Origin of the sequence: Limosilactobacillus urinaemulieris, assembly GCF_932750685.1 — a bacterium.
In the GTDB taxonomy this organism is placed as follows: Bacteria; Bacillota; Bacilli; order Lactobacillales; family Lactobacillaceae; genus Limosilactobacillus; species Limosilactobacillus urinaemulieris.
Map to the genome: position 1 here is coordinate 159703 of NZ_CAKOBX010000001.1, position 17063 is coordinate 176765.

Genomic DNA, 17063 nt, shown 5'->3' on the forward strand with positions numbered 1-17063 from the left:
TTTTTCTCCTCTTAACTAAAATCTACTCATTTGAACTTACTTGTGCGCTACTACTCGATGAACTACTTTCACTTGAACTTACACGACTAGAACGATTACTACTTGAACTTGACTGCGCATTATCATTATCGCTTGCTGAGCTGCTAGTATTACCGCCTTCACCATGAATTGGAATCGTCACGTTAGTTGTGTTTGGTTCAATTACAACGTTAAGGGTTTGCCCATTTTTATCCACTGCTTGTAAGGTTACTAACCGATGAATATCGGAAGTTGCCTTGGTCGGCATTGCAACAAATGCAAGAACCCGATCAACCTTGTTGACTTCTTCGCGGGAGCCAGATATTTGGACATGATCAATATCAGTCCGTGGCGTTCCTACCTGATAATCATTGCTTAATGAATGAGAACTTAGCCGGACAGTAATCTTTTTAGTAATTGTCTTCCGCGGTTGAATATTAACCGTTACATACTGTGGCTTTACCGTTGCGTGAAGCTCAGAGTTCAAGCCGCTAGTTTTAACCTTCACCCGGTGTTTTCCTACCCCAACGTTAGTCAGGTCAATATAAGCCTTAAAGTTTTGCGTATTTGAAGTTGTTGTTACCAACGCTGAAGGACCATTTACGGTTACCCGAACGGTCTTAGGATAACCGCTAACAACGTAATTATTATCGGTTGTAATGTCAAGTGGCATCTTAATAACCGCAGTTTTATTAGACATCAAAGCGCTTGTCTGGTCATGCTGTCTTGTATTCTGTCTTAAAAAACCATTACTACCATTATTAACGTAAAAAAAGAGGAAGAGGGCCAGAACAAGAGAAGTAATCCGCAAGAACCACTTGTTATTAAAAAATTCCCAGTTATTCATTGCTGCCACCTCCCCGACGACCGAAGAAGGAGAATAGTTTTGTAAAGAAGTTATTATCCTTCCCGGTTGTTTGGCTGTATAGTTGGGCCCGCAAGAACTTCAAGTAATCATTTCGTGACATATTACGAATTAACTCATTATCCTTCGTAATTGAAACCTCACCAGTTTCTTCAGAAATAACGATTGTTAATGCATCGGTAACTTCACTAATTCCAACGGCAGCCCGGTGTCTGGTTCCTAATTCTTTAGGAATCAATTTACTGTCAGATAGGGGTAAATATGCCGCCGCAACTGAGATTCGATTATTTTTAATGATTACCGCGCCATCATGAAGCGGTGTATTAGGAATGAACGTGTTAATTAGCAATGCACCCGAAATATCTGCATCTAACGGAATCCCGGTTTCAATGTATTCTTCCAAGCCCGTCTTCATTTCAATACTAATCAGAGCTCCGATCCGTCGTTTTGACATATATTGGATTGCCTGATCTAATTGCTTAATCGTCTCTTCTTCAGTTTCGTTAGCCGTTTGATTGTGGGTAAAAAACGTCCCTCGTCCTAGGTGTTCCAGTCCCCGACGAATTTCTGGCTGGAAAATGATCACAATGGCGATTACACCCCAATTAATGATCTGATCCATTACCCAAGAAACCGTACTTAAACCAATGTACCAACTGACTACCTTCACCAGAATAATAATCAGAATTCCCCGGAATAATTGAACAGCCCGAGTACCACGAATTAATAATAATAATTCGTAGATTAAAAACCAAATTACTAAGATATCAATTAGATGGATCAGGTTTTGCCAAGTAAACAGCGCCGAAATAAACTGCATAACTTTTCTCACCATCCTCTAAATTACCATAACATTATATCATTTTATCCCAGAAAGAACTGTACTTCATTAAAATTCTGGTATCTACGATAAAGTCTGGTATTCTGAACTATGAAATACTTATTTACGGAAGGAACCCGATTAGATGTTTAAATTAACTAAGCAATGGCAAATTCGTTTTTTCTTCTGGATTGCAATTGCCCTCCTGAAAATTTTTATGCCAAAGCCGTTTAATTTTATGGCTTTTAACGTTTTCTTGGCTTATATTCCAGTTGAAATTGGCTTTCAACTCCCCCGTTTTAATGATCGACGGGCGTTAGCTTTCTGGGGGTGCCTCATTATTTGGCTACTGTTTTACCCAAATACCCCTTACGTCATGACTGACCTTTTTCATCTCTCCTGGCTTAGCCCCCATACTAGCATCAACGGGCTCCTAAAATCGGATCCCCATATCTGGTTAATTTTTGCCATAATGGTTCTGTGTGCAATCAGCTGTCTCTTCTTCGGCCTTTTGTCATTGGATCAAGTTAGTCACCAACTCACTGAATTAATTTGCCCCCATCATCCCAAAATCAAATTTTGGTGGATCATTTTCTTCTCATTCATCTCAAGCATTGGAATTTACATTGGTCGTTTTCTTCGTCTCCATTCCATCTATCTTTTCTTTACCCCCAGCTGGTTTTTCCGTCAGTTATTGTCTATCTGGTCCATCAATATGCTTAAATTCACTCTAATCCTTACCTGTTTGCAGATTCTTTCCTACTGGATCCTTAAAACAGTTCAAAACACAAAATACAAGGGGTAATAGTTTAGTTATACAAAAAGGGTAAGCGGATAAGAAAACCAAGAGAAGTTTTCTTATCCGCTTACCTTTTTACTTCTAATCCTAACAAACTAATCCCGACCAATAATCCGGACTTCTGTTTCTAATGAAACGCCAAATTTATCCTTAACGACTTTTTGAACGTGATGAATAACATTTAGGTAATCAGTGGCCGTTCCATTATCAATATTAACAATAAAGCCAGCATGTTTCTTTGATACTTGTGCACCACCGGAAGTATACCCCTGTAAGCCAGCATCATGAATTAGTTTTCCAGCAAAATATCCTGTTGGGCGCTTGAAGACACTTCCGCAAGACGGCAACTCCAACGGTTGTTTAGCGGCACGTCGAGCATTCAGTTCATCCATTTGAGCGGTGATCTTTTCCTTGTCACCAGGCTTTAGCTCAAACGTTGCTTCAAGAACGATCCCATGATTATCTTGAACGCTACTATGACGATAACCAAAGTCGAGTTCCTCATTGGTTAATTCCTTAATTTCGCCAGTTGGTAGCATAATGGTAGCTGATTTAACCGCAAATTTGGTTTCTCCGCCATATGCACCAGCATTCATAAAGACTGCACCACCGATGCTTCCAGGAATTCCGGCAGCAAATTCCAAACCAGTTAAACTATGATCTCGCGCAACTTGAGTGGTCTTAATATAGGTTGCCCCTGCTTGAGCCATCACGTTATTACCTTCAACTTTAATTTGGTTCATGCCAGTCACAATTACTACTAACCCCGCAATTCCGCCATCACGAACAATTAAGTTACTGGCATTGCCAATTACGGTTAATGGCATATCATTTTTCTTAACAAACTTTACCAATTGCTGAACTTGTTCAACATTTTCTGGAAAAGCCAACCAATCTGCTTCTCCTCCAGTATGAGTAAAAGTATACTTGGATAGTGGTTCCTGCTTTTTAATATTGATTTCGGGAAATTCTTGAATTAAATTAACTACCATAGTCTTGTCGTCCTTTATTTTAATCTAAGTATTATTGTACCATGTTTAATCACTAATCTTTTGGCAGAGGAAACGAATTACTGGTAAAATTGAAGTCATTAACCATCCCTGACGAAAGGAGGTCTCGCTTCATGAACTTTGTTGCAATGGACTTTGAAACAGCAAACGGTAAACGATACAGCGCCTGTTCTCTAGCACTGACAATTGTTCGGGATAACAAGATTGCTGATGAATTTTATACTTTAATTAATCCCCAAACTGATTTTTTCTGGCGGAACGTGCAGATCCACGGAATTCATGAAGAGGATGTTCAAGATGCGCCAACATTCCCCGAGGTTTGGCAACACATTAAACAGTTCTACCGACCAGAACAACTTGTAATTGCCCATAATAATAGTTTTGATAATAGTGTCCTGAAGAATACCCTTCTTCATTATGGTATTCAACCACCGACCTTCCAAACTCTTGACACCGTGAAAAGCAGTCGCCAACTAATCCCCGGGCTTGACAATTATCGGTTAAATACTGTTTGTGATGCCTTACAGATTGATTTACATCACCATCACAATGCTCTTGATGATGCTCAAGCCTGTGCCAACATTCTTTTATATGAAGCCCAACACTTTGGCGGAGAACAGCTTCGCCCATTTATCAACTTTTATAATTAAAGGAGAACTCAATTTATGGATAACGAAACAGTCAAGCTACTAGGCGGTAGTTTAACCCTAACCCAATTAAACGCCATTTTTCAAACCATTCCCGAAGAATTTGACTTTATTGATGAACATGACATTGTTCGCTGGTCTTCAGCAAATAAGCACCGGCTCTTCAAGAGAACTGATGACGATCTTGGGAAGCACGTCTTAGAGGTTCATCCTGGCCATAGCCAAGAACGGGTAAAACAAGTCTTACAGCAAATGCACGATGGCAAACGTGGTGTTTTAAGCCTGATCATTCACTATCACGATAAGCCAATTAACATTGCCTTCTATTCACTTCATGATAATAACGGTAAATATATCGGCTGTGTTGAAGTGACCCAGGATGTTTCAGGACATCAAGAAAAGGGTGCCTGGTTACATAACATTAAACAAGTCCTATTCAAACATAAATAATCAACAACGGCTCCTGACATTCGTAACTCCGAATGCCAGGAGCCGTTTATTCTTGTCGATAATCCATCTGGAGTGCCTTTCGTCCCGAGATCAATCGATGTTCACGAACAACAAAGTTCATCTTACGATACAGGTTAATTGCCGGAACATTATCCTCAAAAACATCTAAGGTGAGTTGAGACAAACTACTATAATTAGCGAACCAATATTCAGCTTCGTCCACTAATAACTGACCAATTCCATGATGCCAGTATTTTCTGGCTACAATAACTCCTAACTCACCCATCTGAGGCTCGTTGGGTAACCGCATTATTGTTACCATCCCCACGATCTCTTTTTCAAACATTGCTAGCAGCATTATACAATCGTCTGCATCGTTAATTATTTGAATATTTTCGCGTTCTTCCTTTGAAGTTACTTTTTCTAAATGCGGAATTGTGACGGCATCACTTTCCGTTACTGCGCGTCGAAGGAAGCCAAGAATAGCAGCGGCATCCTCAGGTTCAGCTAACTTAATTTCAACAGTCTCTGACATTATTACAACTCCGTAACTACCTGTTCAAAATGATGACCATGCGGTTCGAACTGAAGGAGACGGGTATTTTCGTCATCCGTTCGCTTAAAGTGAATTGCCAAAAATTCAGCAGGTAATTCATCTTCAACGAATTGGGCCCACTCCACAACACTCACTCCGTCACTATCAAAGTATTCCTCTAATCCCAAGTCTTCTGCTCCACCATTTTCAAGACGGTATGCATCCATATGGTAAAGCGGTAAGCGACCATCATGGTACTCACGGATAATGGTAAAGGTTGGGCTCTTAATCAAGTCTGGAATATCTAATCCCTTAGCTAATCCCTTAGTAAAGGTTGTCTTTCCAGCACCAAGATCACCATCCAAGACTAAAACATCCCCAGCTTTTAATCGCTGTCCTACCCTTTCGCCAAGCTCAATTGTTTTTTCTCGATCCGTTAGCTTTACTTCTTTCATCCGACTTCGCTCCTCATTTTTTCTACAGTTATTGTAGCCGATACCTAAGCTTAAAAGCAACAAAAGAGAGAAGAGCCTGGGTTGCTTCCCAGTTTCTTCCCTCAATAGTTTTTAAACTTATTATATTCTATTTATAATGCCTGAGCAGCTGTAATAATTGCCACCTTGTAAGCATCATCCTCACTGCATCCTCGTGAAAGGTCAGCAATTGGTGCATTCAACCCTTGGAGAATTGGACCTACAGCAGTAAAGCCACCAAATCGTTGAGCAATCTTGTAGCCAATATTTCCGGCTTCAAGGCTTGGGAAAATAAAGACATTTGCATGCCCAGCAACCTTAGATCCTGGAGCCTTTAACTCACCAACTGAAGGAACAACAGCAGCATCAAATTGCATTTCACCATCAGCGGGAAGCTCTGGTTCCATTTCGTGAACCTTTTCTGTAGCTTCGGCAACCTTGGTAACCATCTCTCCTTTAGCAGAGCCCTTAGTAGAGAAGCTAAGAAGAGCAACCTTAGGATCAATTCCAAAAAGCTTAGCAGTTTCGGCACTTTGAACCGCAACTTCGGCCATGGTATCTGCATCCAACTCAATATTGATCGCACAATCAGCAAAAATATACCGCTGATCGTCTTTTTGCATCAAGAAGGCACCACTAATCCGGTGAGCATTTGGCTTTGTCTTAATGATTTGTAATGCTGGACGAACAGTCGAACCAGTTGAGTGAACTGCTCCAGAAACCATTCCATCTGCCTTTCCCATGTAAACTAGCATGGTCCCAAAGTAACTAACATCCTCCAGCATCTTCTCAACTTGTTCAGGAGTATTCTTTCCTTTTCGACGTTCTAGAAGCGCATCAAACATAGCCTTCTTGTCTGCTTCTGGATAAGTTGCTGGATCGATAATTTGTAAACCAGTAATATCAAAGTTATTTTCATTAGCCGTTGCTTCAATTTCACTCTTTGTCCCAAGCAAAATTGGTTCTACCAAGCCATCATTCTTTAGGCGAACAGCAGCACCTAAAATTCGTTTGTCAGCACCTTCAGGGAAGACAATGGTTTTGTCTTGTCCCTTTACCTTTGCAGCAATTTCATCAAATAAATCCATCTACAAGAACCTCCTTATTGGTTATCAAGCCTTACCGTCAACTATCGGTTGATCCGGTAATTGCCAATCAATTGGCTCCTCTCCCATTGCGCGAAGTGCTTCATTTGTCTTTGAAAATGGTTTTGAACCGAAAAATCCACGGTTAGCTGAAAGCGGACTTGGGTGCGCTGACTCCAAGATAATATTCGTCTTGAGGTTAATCAGCTTTTTCTTATCCCGCGCCGCTCTTCCCCACAGAATAAAGACAACTGGTTGAGGGCGTTCAGACAATGCATGAATTGCAGCGTCCGTCAATTGTTCCCAACCATGCCCCTTGTGAGAAAAGGCTTGGCCTGCACGAACTGTTAAGACCGAATTCAAAAGCAAAACACCTTGATCAGCCCATTTTTTTAGGTAACCATGTTGAACCGGATGACAACCGACATCACTCTGCAGTTCCTTATAAATATTTTGCAATGATGGCGGAACAGGGATTCCAGGTAAAACCGAAAAGCTGCATCCATGAGCCTGATGAGGGCCATGGTACGGATCTTGACCTAAAATGACAACTTTGACTTTACTAAAGGGAGTCCATTCAAAAGCCTCAAAAATATGATGCATCTCCGGATAGATTGTCCGGTGGCTGTACTCTTCTTTTAAGAAATTATGTAGCTGCGCATAATATGCACTTTCAAATTGGGGTTTTAAAACGTCCCACCAATCATTATGAATAAGTTGTTTCACGATTCTAGCACCTCAACTAATATTTTAGCATAAGTGACGATGAGCGGAAATGAAATTTGAAACCGCTTTGTAAAGTTATCATTTTTATAAGCAAACTGGTACAATAATGGTAATTAATCTGTCTTTAAGGAGCGGTGATTGGATGCGGCAACTTTATCTACGCGATCATGATACAGACCTCCACGGAACTACCGTTATTCGTAACTATCAAGGACGATCACTATATCTCTTGGTAGGTAAATGGGGGGCTCTTCATGACGTTTTATCTTTATATTCGATTTCTGGTGACTTACTTGCCGAAGTTAAGCAACTCAGTTTTGGAATAATTCCAAAGTTTGCCTTATTTAAGGATCGCCAAAAAGTGGGAACAGTTAGTAAGTCTCTTGGTTTCGTTCGTGAAGTTATTTATATTAAGGGACTTAGCTGGGTTGTCGTTGGCTCACCATTCTCGGGAAAATACCGCGTTTTTAAAAAGAACCACCTTGTCTTTTCGATCCAACCCGTTGCTTTTACTGGCGATTATTACCACGAATTAAAGGTGAAAAATGAAGAAGACGAACCACTCGCCATTCTCGTTGCAAGTGTTCTCCAACATTGGGCTCGTCGCAAGCAATCATCTCCTCTCCGCGTCCACTGGGGAAGTGTTGCTACAGGCAATGATGCTTGTCTTGGCTACCAAATTGAACCGTCACAATTAAAAAACAAAAATAACGATTAAAAATGCTTAAACAAATAAGCGACTGACAAAATTGTCAGTCGCTTATTTTGTATATGATTGCATCGGCAACATAGTCAAATGTGCTTGCCATGACCGCAACCTCCGCCTAGGGTTCTAGGCAACATAGTCAAGAACTGCTCGCCAGGAACTTGCTAGAGCCAGCAACCTCCTTCCTAGGCGCGAGGCGCCTTCGTCAGGAGAAATTGCTGGCTTTCCGCAAGTTCTTTGCTGGCTCGCACTCTACCTCTAATAATGCTTCATTACCCGTTCCATCTCACGGTTAGCTTCACGACGCTTAATGGATTCACGTTTATCATATTCGTGTTTTCCCTTAGCGAGGCCAAGAAGAACCTTTGCATAGCCATGCTTAATGTACATTTTTAATGGAATAAGAGTAACACCCTTATCCTGGAGAGCACCAGTCAATTTTTGAATCTCTTTTTTGTGGAGCAGCAGTTTGCGATTACGAAGCGGATCCTGATTGAAGAAAGTTCCATTATCGTATTCACTAATATGAACATTCATTAGCCATGCTTCACCATTACGAATTTGCGCAAAGCCATCTTTTAAATTAACCCGGTGTGCTCGTACAGACTTAATCTCCGTTCCCGTTAAAACTAGTCCTGCTTCATAGGTGTCAGTCACAAAATAATCATGACGGGCCTTTTTATTTTGAGCGATTAAATTATCGTTGTTTTCATGCTTTTTGGCCATGGAATCCCCCCATCAGGTCAAAATATTAATGTCGGCGTCGACGCTGTCCTTCAAAATCACGAGAATTATTATGGTGACGGGCTTGTCCACGATTTATTTGCCGGTTATTCCGATTACCATTCTCACGACCATCGTGTTTCCACTTTCCCTGTGTATTTCGGAAGTGGCCGTCATTTCGCTTGTGACTACCATTACTGTGACCGTGCCGATTATTTCCCCGACGACCGCCACGACGATCATCATTATGTGGAACCCGAATCTTAGTTGTTGGCGCTTCTTCAGGGTTAACTAATTGGAAATCGACTTCACGTAGATCCTTGTCAACCCGAACTAATTTAACCTTGATCGGCTGACCAATTTGGAAGATCCGGTGGTGACTACGACCGATTAAAGCCAGATGCTTTTCTGAATATTCATAGTAGTCATCATTCATGACACTGATATGGACGAGTCCCTCAACGGTATTCTCTAATTCAACAAATAATCCGAACTTCATCACTGAACTAACGACTGCATCAAAAGTCTCTCCAACATGGTCCTCCATGTATTCAGCCTTCTTCATGCTATCAACATCACGTTCAGTATCAATTCCCCGCCGTTCTGTAAATGACGTATGCTCAGCAATTTCTGGCAAACGATCACGCCAGGCAGCCTTGGCATCTTCTCCCTTACCATGCTTCTCATACCACTTGATTAAACGGTGAACCGTATCATCAGGGTACCGCCGAATTGGTGAAGTAAAGTGTGTGTAATACTTTGCACCCAAGCCAAAGTGACCGACCTCTTCATCATCATACTTTGCCTGTTGCATACTCCGCAACATCATTACTTGAACCATTTGTTCTTCCGGCTTTCCAGCAACCTGTTTCAAAACGTTTTGGAGCATTTTCGGCTTAACATTATTAATATCACCATGGGCATTAATCCCGAAAACACTTAGGAATTCAAAGAAAGACTTTATTTTTTCATTATCAGGTTGTTCATGGATCCGATAAAGGAACGGAACGTGCTCCTTGTAATAATGTTCAGCAACGGTCTCGTTAGCAGCAAGCATAAATGATTCGATCATCCGCTCCGCTAATCCCCGTTCCCGAAGTTGAATATCGGTTGGATGGCCCTGATCATCGACAATGATCTTTGCTTCTGGTGCCTCAAAGTCAATTGCTCCCCGACGTTTTCGTGCATTTAATAAGATCTTATGGATGTCGCGCATGGTTTCAAACATTGGAACTAAATCCTTGTATTCAGCCATTGTCTTAGCATCATGGGATTCTAGGATCCGATTAACTGCCTTATAGGTCATTCGCGCGTGGGAACGCATTACACTTGGGAAAATCCGGTGTTTAACAATCCGTCCCTGCTCATCAATCTCCATTTCACAACTCATTGAAAGCCGTTCTTCACCTGGATTGAGTGAACAAATACCATTAGAAAGCCGTTTAGGAAGCATTGGTACTACCCGGTCAGTTAAGTAAACTGAAGTTCCGCGCTTAAACGCTTCCTTATCAAGGGCAGATCCCGGCTTAACATAGTGACTAACATCAGCAATATGAACTCCAAGATGATAGTGACCGTTATCCATCTTCCACGCAACAACCGCATCGTCCAGATCCTTGGACTCAATTGCGTCAATTGTTACTAATGGCTGATCAGTAATATCTTCCCGTCCCTTCTTTTCTTCAGGAAGAACTTTCAACGGAATTTTATTAGCTTCATCCATTACCTCTTGAGGAAATTCGTGGGGGACATCATGAGCATAGATCACTGAAAGAATATCAATTCCCGGCTCGTCCTTATTACCAATCACTTCGTTAACTGCACCAGTCATTACTTGCGGCGCCTCATCATCCGGATAGGTCGCAACGGTAGCAGTAACTACTTGACCATCCATTGGTTTTAGGCCCTGATCATTAACGAAGAAGCGGTAATTGGAAAGCTTTTTATCCTTTAGAAGAATTTCACCAATATAATCACCAACAGTTTCCTGCTTAAACTCGCCAACGATTTGATCGTAGTTATGTTCAACAATTTTAACTACTTGCCCTTCAGGACCCTGGTCACTTCCTGGCTTAGCGGGACGAAGGATCTTTACCTCAACCTGATCACCATTTAAAGCATGCATTGTGTGATCGGGATTAATATACATATCCGGCAAGTCAGGATCATAGTCAACAAAGCCAAACCCCTTATCATTAGCGTGGAACGTCCCGATAATTGCTTGGGGCTTAATCACTGCCTTAAATTCTCCACGCTCAGTCACTGTCACTTTCTTTTCACGTTCAAGCTCAGCTAATGCTTGGACAATTGGCGTAAATGAATCAGCGTCAGCCATCTTTAATGCCCGACCTAATTTTTCAGCCGAAAAACTAACATTAGCATTTTCCTTTAAATAATCTAATATCTGATCTTTTAATTTCGTTTTTGTTGTCATATTACACCTCAAATGTTTTTTGTAGGAAGTCAGTAACGTCAGCGAATAACTGTCGATGGGCATTGTTAACGGTAAGAACGTGACCAGCTTGCGGATAATAATGATAGTCAACCGGAGTTCCTTGGGCTAATAGCTTTTCTGCTAATTCTTTTCCGGAATGAGGATTAATCATTTCATCCCGACCACCTTGACCAACAAAAAATGGCTGGTGAATTTGCTCCAGGTGCTGATCTATTTCCCATGTCATTTCGCTAATAGCGGTTAATTGTTTTGGTAACAATTGATTAATTTTTACAATTCGTTCGTTAATTTCCCGGGAATTCAATCCTGCTTTCTTATAATAAGCAGTTGCTAATTGCGGGAAAAATTGCGGAACATTTGATTGTCCCCAAGTAGTAACGGGAGAGGCAAAAACACCCCCGCCTGCTAAGGTTGAATCATTCTCGAGTGCCTTGGTAGCTAGTAATCCTCCTAATGACAAACCGAGGATCACGATCTTCTCCATGCCCATATCCTTTAATCGTCGAATTACAAATTGCGTATCGGTCCACCAGTCTTTTGGACCGCTTTTTTCTAAGACAGTCAGTGGATCGCTCCCATGCCCAGTGAATACCGGAGCATAAATCGTATAATTCTGCCGCTCCAGGTGCCGTGCAAGCATTCGCATATCAGCACTACTACTCGTATATGAATGTAATAGAATAACCCCAAAACGACCGTGAGGAAATAAAAAGGGCTTCCCCGAACTAACTTCCATTATTTCTTACTCCTTAAAATAAAAAAGCCTCCTGAATACATGATACAGGAGGCAGCGCCGCTTTAGTGTGATGAAACGAAAACCAAGGCCAAAGCTAAGATAAAGAAGATCGCCCCACAAATCGTAGTAACAACCTGCATTACGGCTTCAAATCCACGAGCCTTACGCCGTGAGAATAAATCTCCAGCTCCACCTGTTAAAGCAGACATTGCATCATTATCGTTCTTTGCTGGTTGCATCATTACACATGCAATCAGAACTACACAATCTATTAAAAATAAAGTCATTAATGTGTTATACAAGGATTTTTCCTCCTAATAATTGCCCACTATATCTAGTACAGAATAACATACTCTTCATCTAATTTCTACATTTTTGGCGTGTGAGATGACCGTTCCAAAATTTCTTGGAGTTTATTTTTATCGGAAATATTCGCCTGGATAAGCAGGGTATCACCAGCTAGGAGAATTGTTTTCCCGTTTGGAATAATTTTATCTTCTCCACGATAAATAAGAGAAACAATGCAATCAGCTGGCCATGAATAATCCGCAATTTGACAACCATCAAGTTCAGAGCCCGGATAAATTGTTACCGAAAGTGTCTCTTGGTGAAGTGGCTTTTTCTCAGCGCGCAGCCCGATAAAGTTCTCAAACATTGCGGTATAAACAGGCCTCCCATGTAAAGCATCAACCACAAGATAGGCAATGATCGAAACCATTGCTAATGGCATCAAGTGGGCTAACGAACCCACCATTTCGGTAATGAGCAGGATCGCGGTAAATGGTGCCTTACTGATACAAGCGAAGTACCCTGCCATTGCGTAAATAATGAAATTTGGTAGGTACCGTGCAGGTAAGATGCCTACCTTAACCATTAACGTACAATAAACTGCCCCCAAGACTGCTCCTAAAGTCAAGATTGGCAGAAAGATTCCCCCAGGTAATTGACTTCCATAACTAATCATTGAAAAGACAAACCGAAGAACAAACAAGCCAATAAAAAGAGTTAGGGAGAATGGTAATAACCTTAACTCAGCAATTAACTGGTTTCCGCCACCAAGAGTATAAGGAAGGTACCAAGCAACCGGGATAACTAAAAGGAATGGGATGACAGGATATACTGAAGGTTTAAGCCATGTTAGCTTTCCCGACCAATGATCAAGTCGCAAGATAACGATTTGATAAAGGCGGCCAAGGAACCCAAGAGCAATTCCCAAGATAATTAAATGCCAATACAAGCTAACCGGCAATTCATATTGATATGGAACATTTAATACTGGTTTGAGACCAAAAATGGTCATGGAAACCATATTTGAACAAAGAGAACTAATAAAAGTTGCCAGCCAAATTAATGGCGAAAAGTTATGATAAACTTCCTCCAAAATAAAAATAGTGCTTGCAATTGGCGCATTAAACGCTGCCGCCAATCCAGCAGCGGCACCACTAGCAATACCAACACGGCGGTTAAGCGAATTAACGTGAGCCGTTTCGGCAACCCCCTGGCCAATTGTTGCTCCCAACTGGATTGATGGTCCTTCGCGGCCGAGAAACAAGCCAGAACCGATAGCAAAAATTCCACCGAGATACTTTCGCCATAAAACTGGCCACCATTTTTCATCAAATTGGCACTTTAACTGCCCCTCAACCTGAGGAATCCCGGATCCCTTAATATTCGGGTATCGCTGTGCGAGCTGTCCCAAAATTAATGCCAGAATTACCGAACCAGCTGCCCAATAAATTAGTCCCGTTGGGTGATGATGAAAATAAGCAAAACTCGTACTAACAAACTCCAAAAGGTGTTGAATGATTAACCGAAACGTACTAACCACTAACCCTGTCAACAATCCAATAATAATGGCACGAATCATTTGCTTAACTTGGCTATCCTGGTTAACAATTGCTTGCTTATTCATTATTTCTCCTAACTTTTCCCTAAGATTCACCCAAGTATTGTACTACATCTCCAAAGAAAAAGCAGGTGGTGGATAGTGATTAATCCAGAACCTGCTAGTTAAGGTCTTATTCAGCTGTTGTTTTCTTTAAGCCATGACGAACCAGATAAACAATTGTTGCAACGATGAGGACAATTGCCCCAACAATAACCGAAATCCGGGTATCAGGATTAATGAACATAAAGATCACAATTACAATTAGCATAATAAACGCGAAGTAATTTGAGAATGGATAGAGGGGTAACTTAAACGGATGATCTACCATCAAGTCCGCATTATTCTTCCGGAAACGTAATTCGGCAAGAAGAATCACAAACCATGGAATCATTCCTGGCAGAACTGAAGAACTAAAGACAACGACAAACATATCGGAAGTTGAGTGATTATAAATTGAGGAAATCATATCAATGATAAAACCGATTAAAATCCCCCCAGAAATTCCAAGAATTGCTGCATCAGGGACAATTCGCTTAGAAAGACGACCAAAAATCTTTGGCGCATCCCCTTCGTGAGAAAGCTTAAACAGCATCCGACTTGAACTGTAAATTCCGGAGTTAGCACCAGAAAGGGCTGCCGTTAGCACAACAAAGTTAATAATTGATGCCGCAGCAGTAATCCCCACCTTGGCAAAGGTTGATACGAATGGTGAGCCAACACTGCTCAGCTTATCCCATGGGTAAATCGTTACGATAACAAAGATTGCTCCAACATAGAAAATCAGGATCCGGAAAAGAACCGACTTAACAGACTTAATAATTGCTTCTTGCGGGTCGGCAACTTCACCAGCAGAAATTCCTAGCAATTCAATTCCCTCATATGACCCAACGATAATTGACATTGAGAAGAAGAAACCACTAATTCCGCCCGTAAAGAAACCGCCATGTGCCCAAAGGTTACTAAAACCTGTTGGGTGCCCACCGTTACCAAAGCCGAAAAGAATCACCATGAAGCCCAGAAAAATCATGAAAATAATTGTGACAACCTTGATCATCGCAAACCAAAATTCTAGCGAGCCATATGCCTTAGCACTAGCAAGGTTTGCTAATACCAAGAAGATAATGATCACGATTCCGGCAATCCAAGTATGCATATGTGGCCACCAAAATTTCAGATATTCGGTTGCCGCCACAACTTCCGACATTCCAACAACAATATATTCAAAAACATTAGCCCATTTAGCAAGATATCCTGCAAGCGGGTGAACATATTCAGTAGCGTAGTCCGCAAACGACCCCGTTCCTGGATTAATATAGATCATTTCTCCAAGAGCCCGCATAACAATGTAGAGAATTAAGCCAACAAATGCATAAGCCAAAAGGACTGATGGTCCGGTCCACTTAATTGTTGACGTTGACCCCATAAATAAACCAACACCAATTGCCCCACCTAAGGAAATCATTTCCATTTGGCCGGCGGTCATTGTTCGCCGTAACTTTGGCGCAGAATTTTTCATTAGTATCAAATCCCTTTCTCAAATTATAACTTTTCAAATTATATTATATGAATCCCTAATTGCCAAGAACTTTTCTAATCATTCTCTCATTATTAATTAGTTAAGCAAAAAATAGTTAACTTAATTAAGAAAGCAACGCCGATAAAATAACTAAAAAAGCTAGTTGAACAAAAAATAGACCTTCCACAGTCAACTAAAATTGACTATGAAAGGTCTGTTATTTTTTAACGTTAAACTAATTAACGGTTTTCGATGTCTTGACGAGCTTGTTCGCTCAAGTTGTAGAAGGAATGGATACCCTTGTATTGAGCAACGTCACCAAGTTGATCTTCAATCCGCATTAATTGGTTGTACTTAGCAAGACGATCAGTCCGGCTCATAGAACCAGTCTTGATTTGTCCAGCGTTAGTAGCAACAACTAAGTCCGCAATGGTTGTATCTTCGGTTTCACCAGAACGGTGTGAAACAATAGCAGTGTAACCAGCTTCCTTAGCCATTTCGATAGCTTCAACAGTTTCAGTCAAAGTACCGATTTGGTTAAGCTTGATTAAGATTGAGTTAGCAGCACCCATCTTAATACCCTTCTTAAGGTAATCAGTATTAGTTACGAAGAAGTCGTCACCAACAAGTTGAACCTTCTTACCAAGCTTGTTGGTAAGGGTTACCCAGTCGTCCCAGTTGTTTTCATCAATTGGGTCTTCAACAGACACAACTGGGTACTTTTCAATAATTCCTGAAAGGTAGTCGATAAATTCATCAGTAGTGAATTCTTCACCAGTTGACCAACGAAGCTTGTACTTCTTGTCTTCGTCGTTCCACAATTCTGAAGCAGCAACGTCAAAGGCAATTGCAATATCCTTACCTGGCTTGTAGCCGGCATCCTTGATAGCTTTGATCAAGTATTCGAATGGTTCTTCGTTGTTAGCAAAGTCAGGAGCAAATCCACCTTCGTCACCAACAGAAGTTACCTTACCAGCAGCTTCCAATTCCTTCTTCAAAGCGTGGAAAGTTTCTGAACCCCAACGAATTGCTTCACGAACAGTTGGTGCACCAACTGGCATGATCATGAATTCTTGGAAGTCAACCTTGTTATCAGAGTGGGCACCACCGTTGATAACGTTCATCATTGGTGTTGGCAATACGTGAGCATTGAAACCACCAAGGTAGTTGTAAAGAGGAACTTGTAATTCGTCAGCAGCGGCACGAGCAGCAGCAAGTGAAACGGCTAAAATAGCGTTAGCACCTAACTTACCCTTGTTTGGAGTACCGTCTAACTTGATCATTGCCTTGTCAATTGCAATTTGGTCGGTAACTTCCATACCAACAATTTCCTTAGCAATAACGTCGTTAACATTAGCAACGGCCTTTAATACTCCCTTACCGCCAAAACGGTTCTTATCACCGTCACGTAATTCAACGGCTTCGTGTTCACCAGTTGAGGCACCTGAAGGTACGATTCCACGGCCAACACCACCAGCTTCAGTATATACTTCAGCTTCAACTGTAGGGTTACCACGTGAATCAAGAACTTCACGTGCATAAATATCTGTAATAAGTGACATTTGATGAATCTCTCCTCTGTCTTAAATTCGATAGCAATCGCGCTATTTC

The 17063-nt window shown here is 41.3% G+C and carries 18 protein-coding genes; 4 read left to right on the forward strand and 14 right to left on the reverse strand.

What is annotated here, in order from left to right:
- Positions 1–22 precede the first annotated feature (22 nt).
- Both MR181_RS00770 and cdaA read right to left on the reverse strand, forming a co-directional pair.
- Positions 23–865 carry a CdaR family protein gene (locus MR181_RS00770; protein WP_242333748.1) on the reverse strand — a complete coding sequence of 281 codons (843 nt, stop codon included), beginning with the start codon at positions 863–865 and terminating at the stop codon, positions 23–25.
- The gene (cdaA, locus tag MR181_RS00775) at positions 858–1703 is read right to left on the reverse strand and encodes a diadenylate cyclase CdaA (protein ID WP_102169175.1); all 846 of its coding nucleotides are present in this window, start codon (positions 1701–1703) and stop codon (positions 858–860) included. The genes MR181_RS00770 and cdaA overlap by 8 nt, the downstream gene beginning before the upstream one ends.
- Positions 1704–1848: 145 nt before the next feature.
- On the opposite strand from cdaA, the gene MR181_RS00780 reads away from it, so the two are divergent.
- Entirely contained in the window at positions 1849–2508 is a 660-nt protein-coding gene (locus MR181_RS00780; RefSeq protein WP_242333751.1) for a DUF1361 domain-containing protein, read from the forward strand.
- An 89-nt stretch (positions 2509–2597) separates the two neighbouring features.
- On the opposite strand, the gene murB is transcribed toward MR181_RS00780, so the two are convergent.
- On the reverse strand, positions 2598–3494 hold the full coding sequence (gene murB / locus MR181_RS00785; RefSeq protein WP_191911163.1) for a UDP-N-acetylmuramate dehydrogenase: 897 nt from the start codon (positions 3492–3494) through the stop codon (positions 2598–2600).
- Between the two features lie 131 nt (positions 3495–3625).
- Between murB and MR181_RS00790 the strand changes: the two genes are divergently transcribed.
- Both MR181_RS00790 and MR181_RS00795 read left to right on the forward strand, forming a co-directional pair.
- Positions 3626–4162, forward strand: coding sequence for a 3'-5' exonuclease (locus tag MR181_RS00790; protein WP_191911162.1), 537 nt, complete (start codon positions 3626–3628; stop codon positions 4160–4162).
- Positions 4163–4177: 15 nt separating this feature from the next.
- Positions 4178–4609 (forward strand): PAS domain-containing protein, encoded by a 432-nt coding sequence (locus MR181_RS00795; protein WP_191912225.1) that lies wholly within the window; start codon positions 4178–4180, stop codon positions 4607–4609.
- Between the two features lie 46 nt (positions 4610–4655).
- Here MR181_RS00795 and MR181_RS00800 read toward each other — a convergent pair whose 3' ends face one another.
- From MR181_RS00800 to MR181_RS00815, 4 genes are all read right to left on the reverse strand, one after another.
- The gene (locus MR181_RS00800; RefSeq protein ID WP_242333754.1) at positions 4656–5144 is read right to left on the reverse strand and encodes a GNAT family N-acetyltransferase; all 489 of its coding nucleotides are present in this window, start codon (positions 5142–5144) and stop codon (positions 4656–4658) included.
- Between the two features lie 2 nt (positions 5145–5146).
- Positions 5147–5599 carry a tRNA (adenosine(37)-N6)-threonylcarbamoyltransferase complex ATPase subunit type 1 TsaE gene (gene tsaE, locus MR181_RS00805; RefSeq protein WP_242333757.1) on the reverse strand — a complete coding sequence of 151 codons (453 nt, stop codon included), beginning with the start codon at positions 5597–5599 and terminating at the stop codon, positions 5147–5149.
- 131 nt (positions 5600–5730) lie between these two features.
- Entirely contained in the window at positions 5731–6705 is a 975-nt protein-coding gene (gene pta, locus MR181_RS00810; protein WP_242333760.1) for a phosphate acetyltransferase, read from the reverse strand.
- Positions 6706–6729: 24 nt separating this feature from the next.
- Positions 6730–7428: a uracil-DNA glycosylase gene (locus tag MR181_RS00815; protein ID WP_003717611.1), complete on the reverse strand. Its 699-nt coding sequence runs from the start codon at positions 7426–7428 to the stop codon at positions 6730–6732.
- A 142-nt stretch (positions 7429–7570) separates the two neighbouring features.
- On the opposite strand from MR181_RS00815, the gene MR181_RS00820 reads away from it, so the two are divergent.
- On the forward strand, positions 7571–8146 hold the full coding sequence (locus MR181_RS00820) for an LURP-one-related/scramblase family protein (protein ID WP_242333763.1): 576 nt from the start codon (positions 7571–7573) through the stop codon (positions 8144–8146).
- A gap of 246 nt (positions 8147–8392) precedes the next feature.
- Here MR181_RS00820 and smpB read toward each other — a convergent pair whose 3' ends face one another.
- The 7 genes from smpB to eno form a co-directional block, all read right to left on the reverse strand.
- Positions 8393–8860, reverse strand: coding sequence for an SsrA-binding protein SmpB (gene smpB, locus MR181_RS00825; protein ID WP_191911156.1), 468 nt, complete (start codon positions 8858–8860; stop codon positions 8393–8395).
- Positions 8861–8885: 25 nt separating this feature from the next.
- Positions 8886–11291, reverse strand: coding sequence for a ribonuclease R (gene rnr, locus MR181_RS00830; RefSeq protein ID WP_242333766.1), 2406 nt, complete (start codon positions 11289–11291; stop codon positions 8886–8888).
- 1 nt (position 11292) lies between these two features.
- Entirely contained in the window at positions 11293–12048 is a 756-nt protein-coding gene (locus MR181_RS00835; protein WP_242333770.1) for an alpha/beta hydrolase, read from the reverse strand.
- Between the two features lie 62 nt (positions 12049–12110).
- The gene (gene secG, locus MR181_RS00840) at positions 12111–12350 is read right to left on the reverse strand and encodes a preprotein translocase subunit SecG (RefSeq protein WP_040531604.1); all 240 of its coding nucleotides are present in this window, start codon (positions 12348–12350) and stop codon (positions 12111–12113) included.
- 65 nt (positions 12351–12415) lie between these two features.
- Positions 12416–13960, reverse strand: coding sequence for a ClC family H(+)/Cl(-) exchange transporter (locus tag MR181_RS00845; RefSeq protein WP_191911153.1), 1545 nt, complete (start codon positions 13958–13960; stop codon positions 12416–12418).
- Positions 13961–14066: 106 nt separating this feature from the next.
- Complete coding sequence (locus MR181_RS00850; protein WP_242333773.1) at positions 14067–15452, reverse strand: amino acid permease; 1386 nt, start codon at positions 15450–15452, stop codon at positions 14067–14069.
- A 239-nt stretch (positions 15453–15691) separates the two neighbouring features.
- Complete coding sequence (eno, locus tag MR181_RS00855) at positions 15692–17014, reverse strand: phosphopyruvate hydratase (RefSeq protein WP_003717603.1); 1323 nt, start codon at positions 17012–17014, stop codon at positions 15692–15694.
- Positions 17015–17063: the final 49 nt, after the last annotated feature.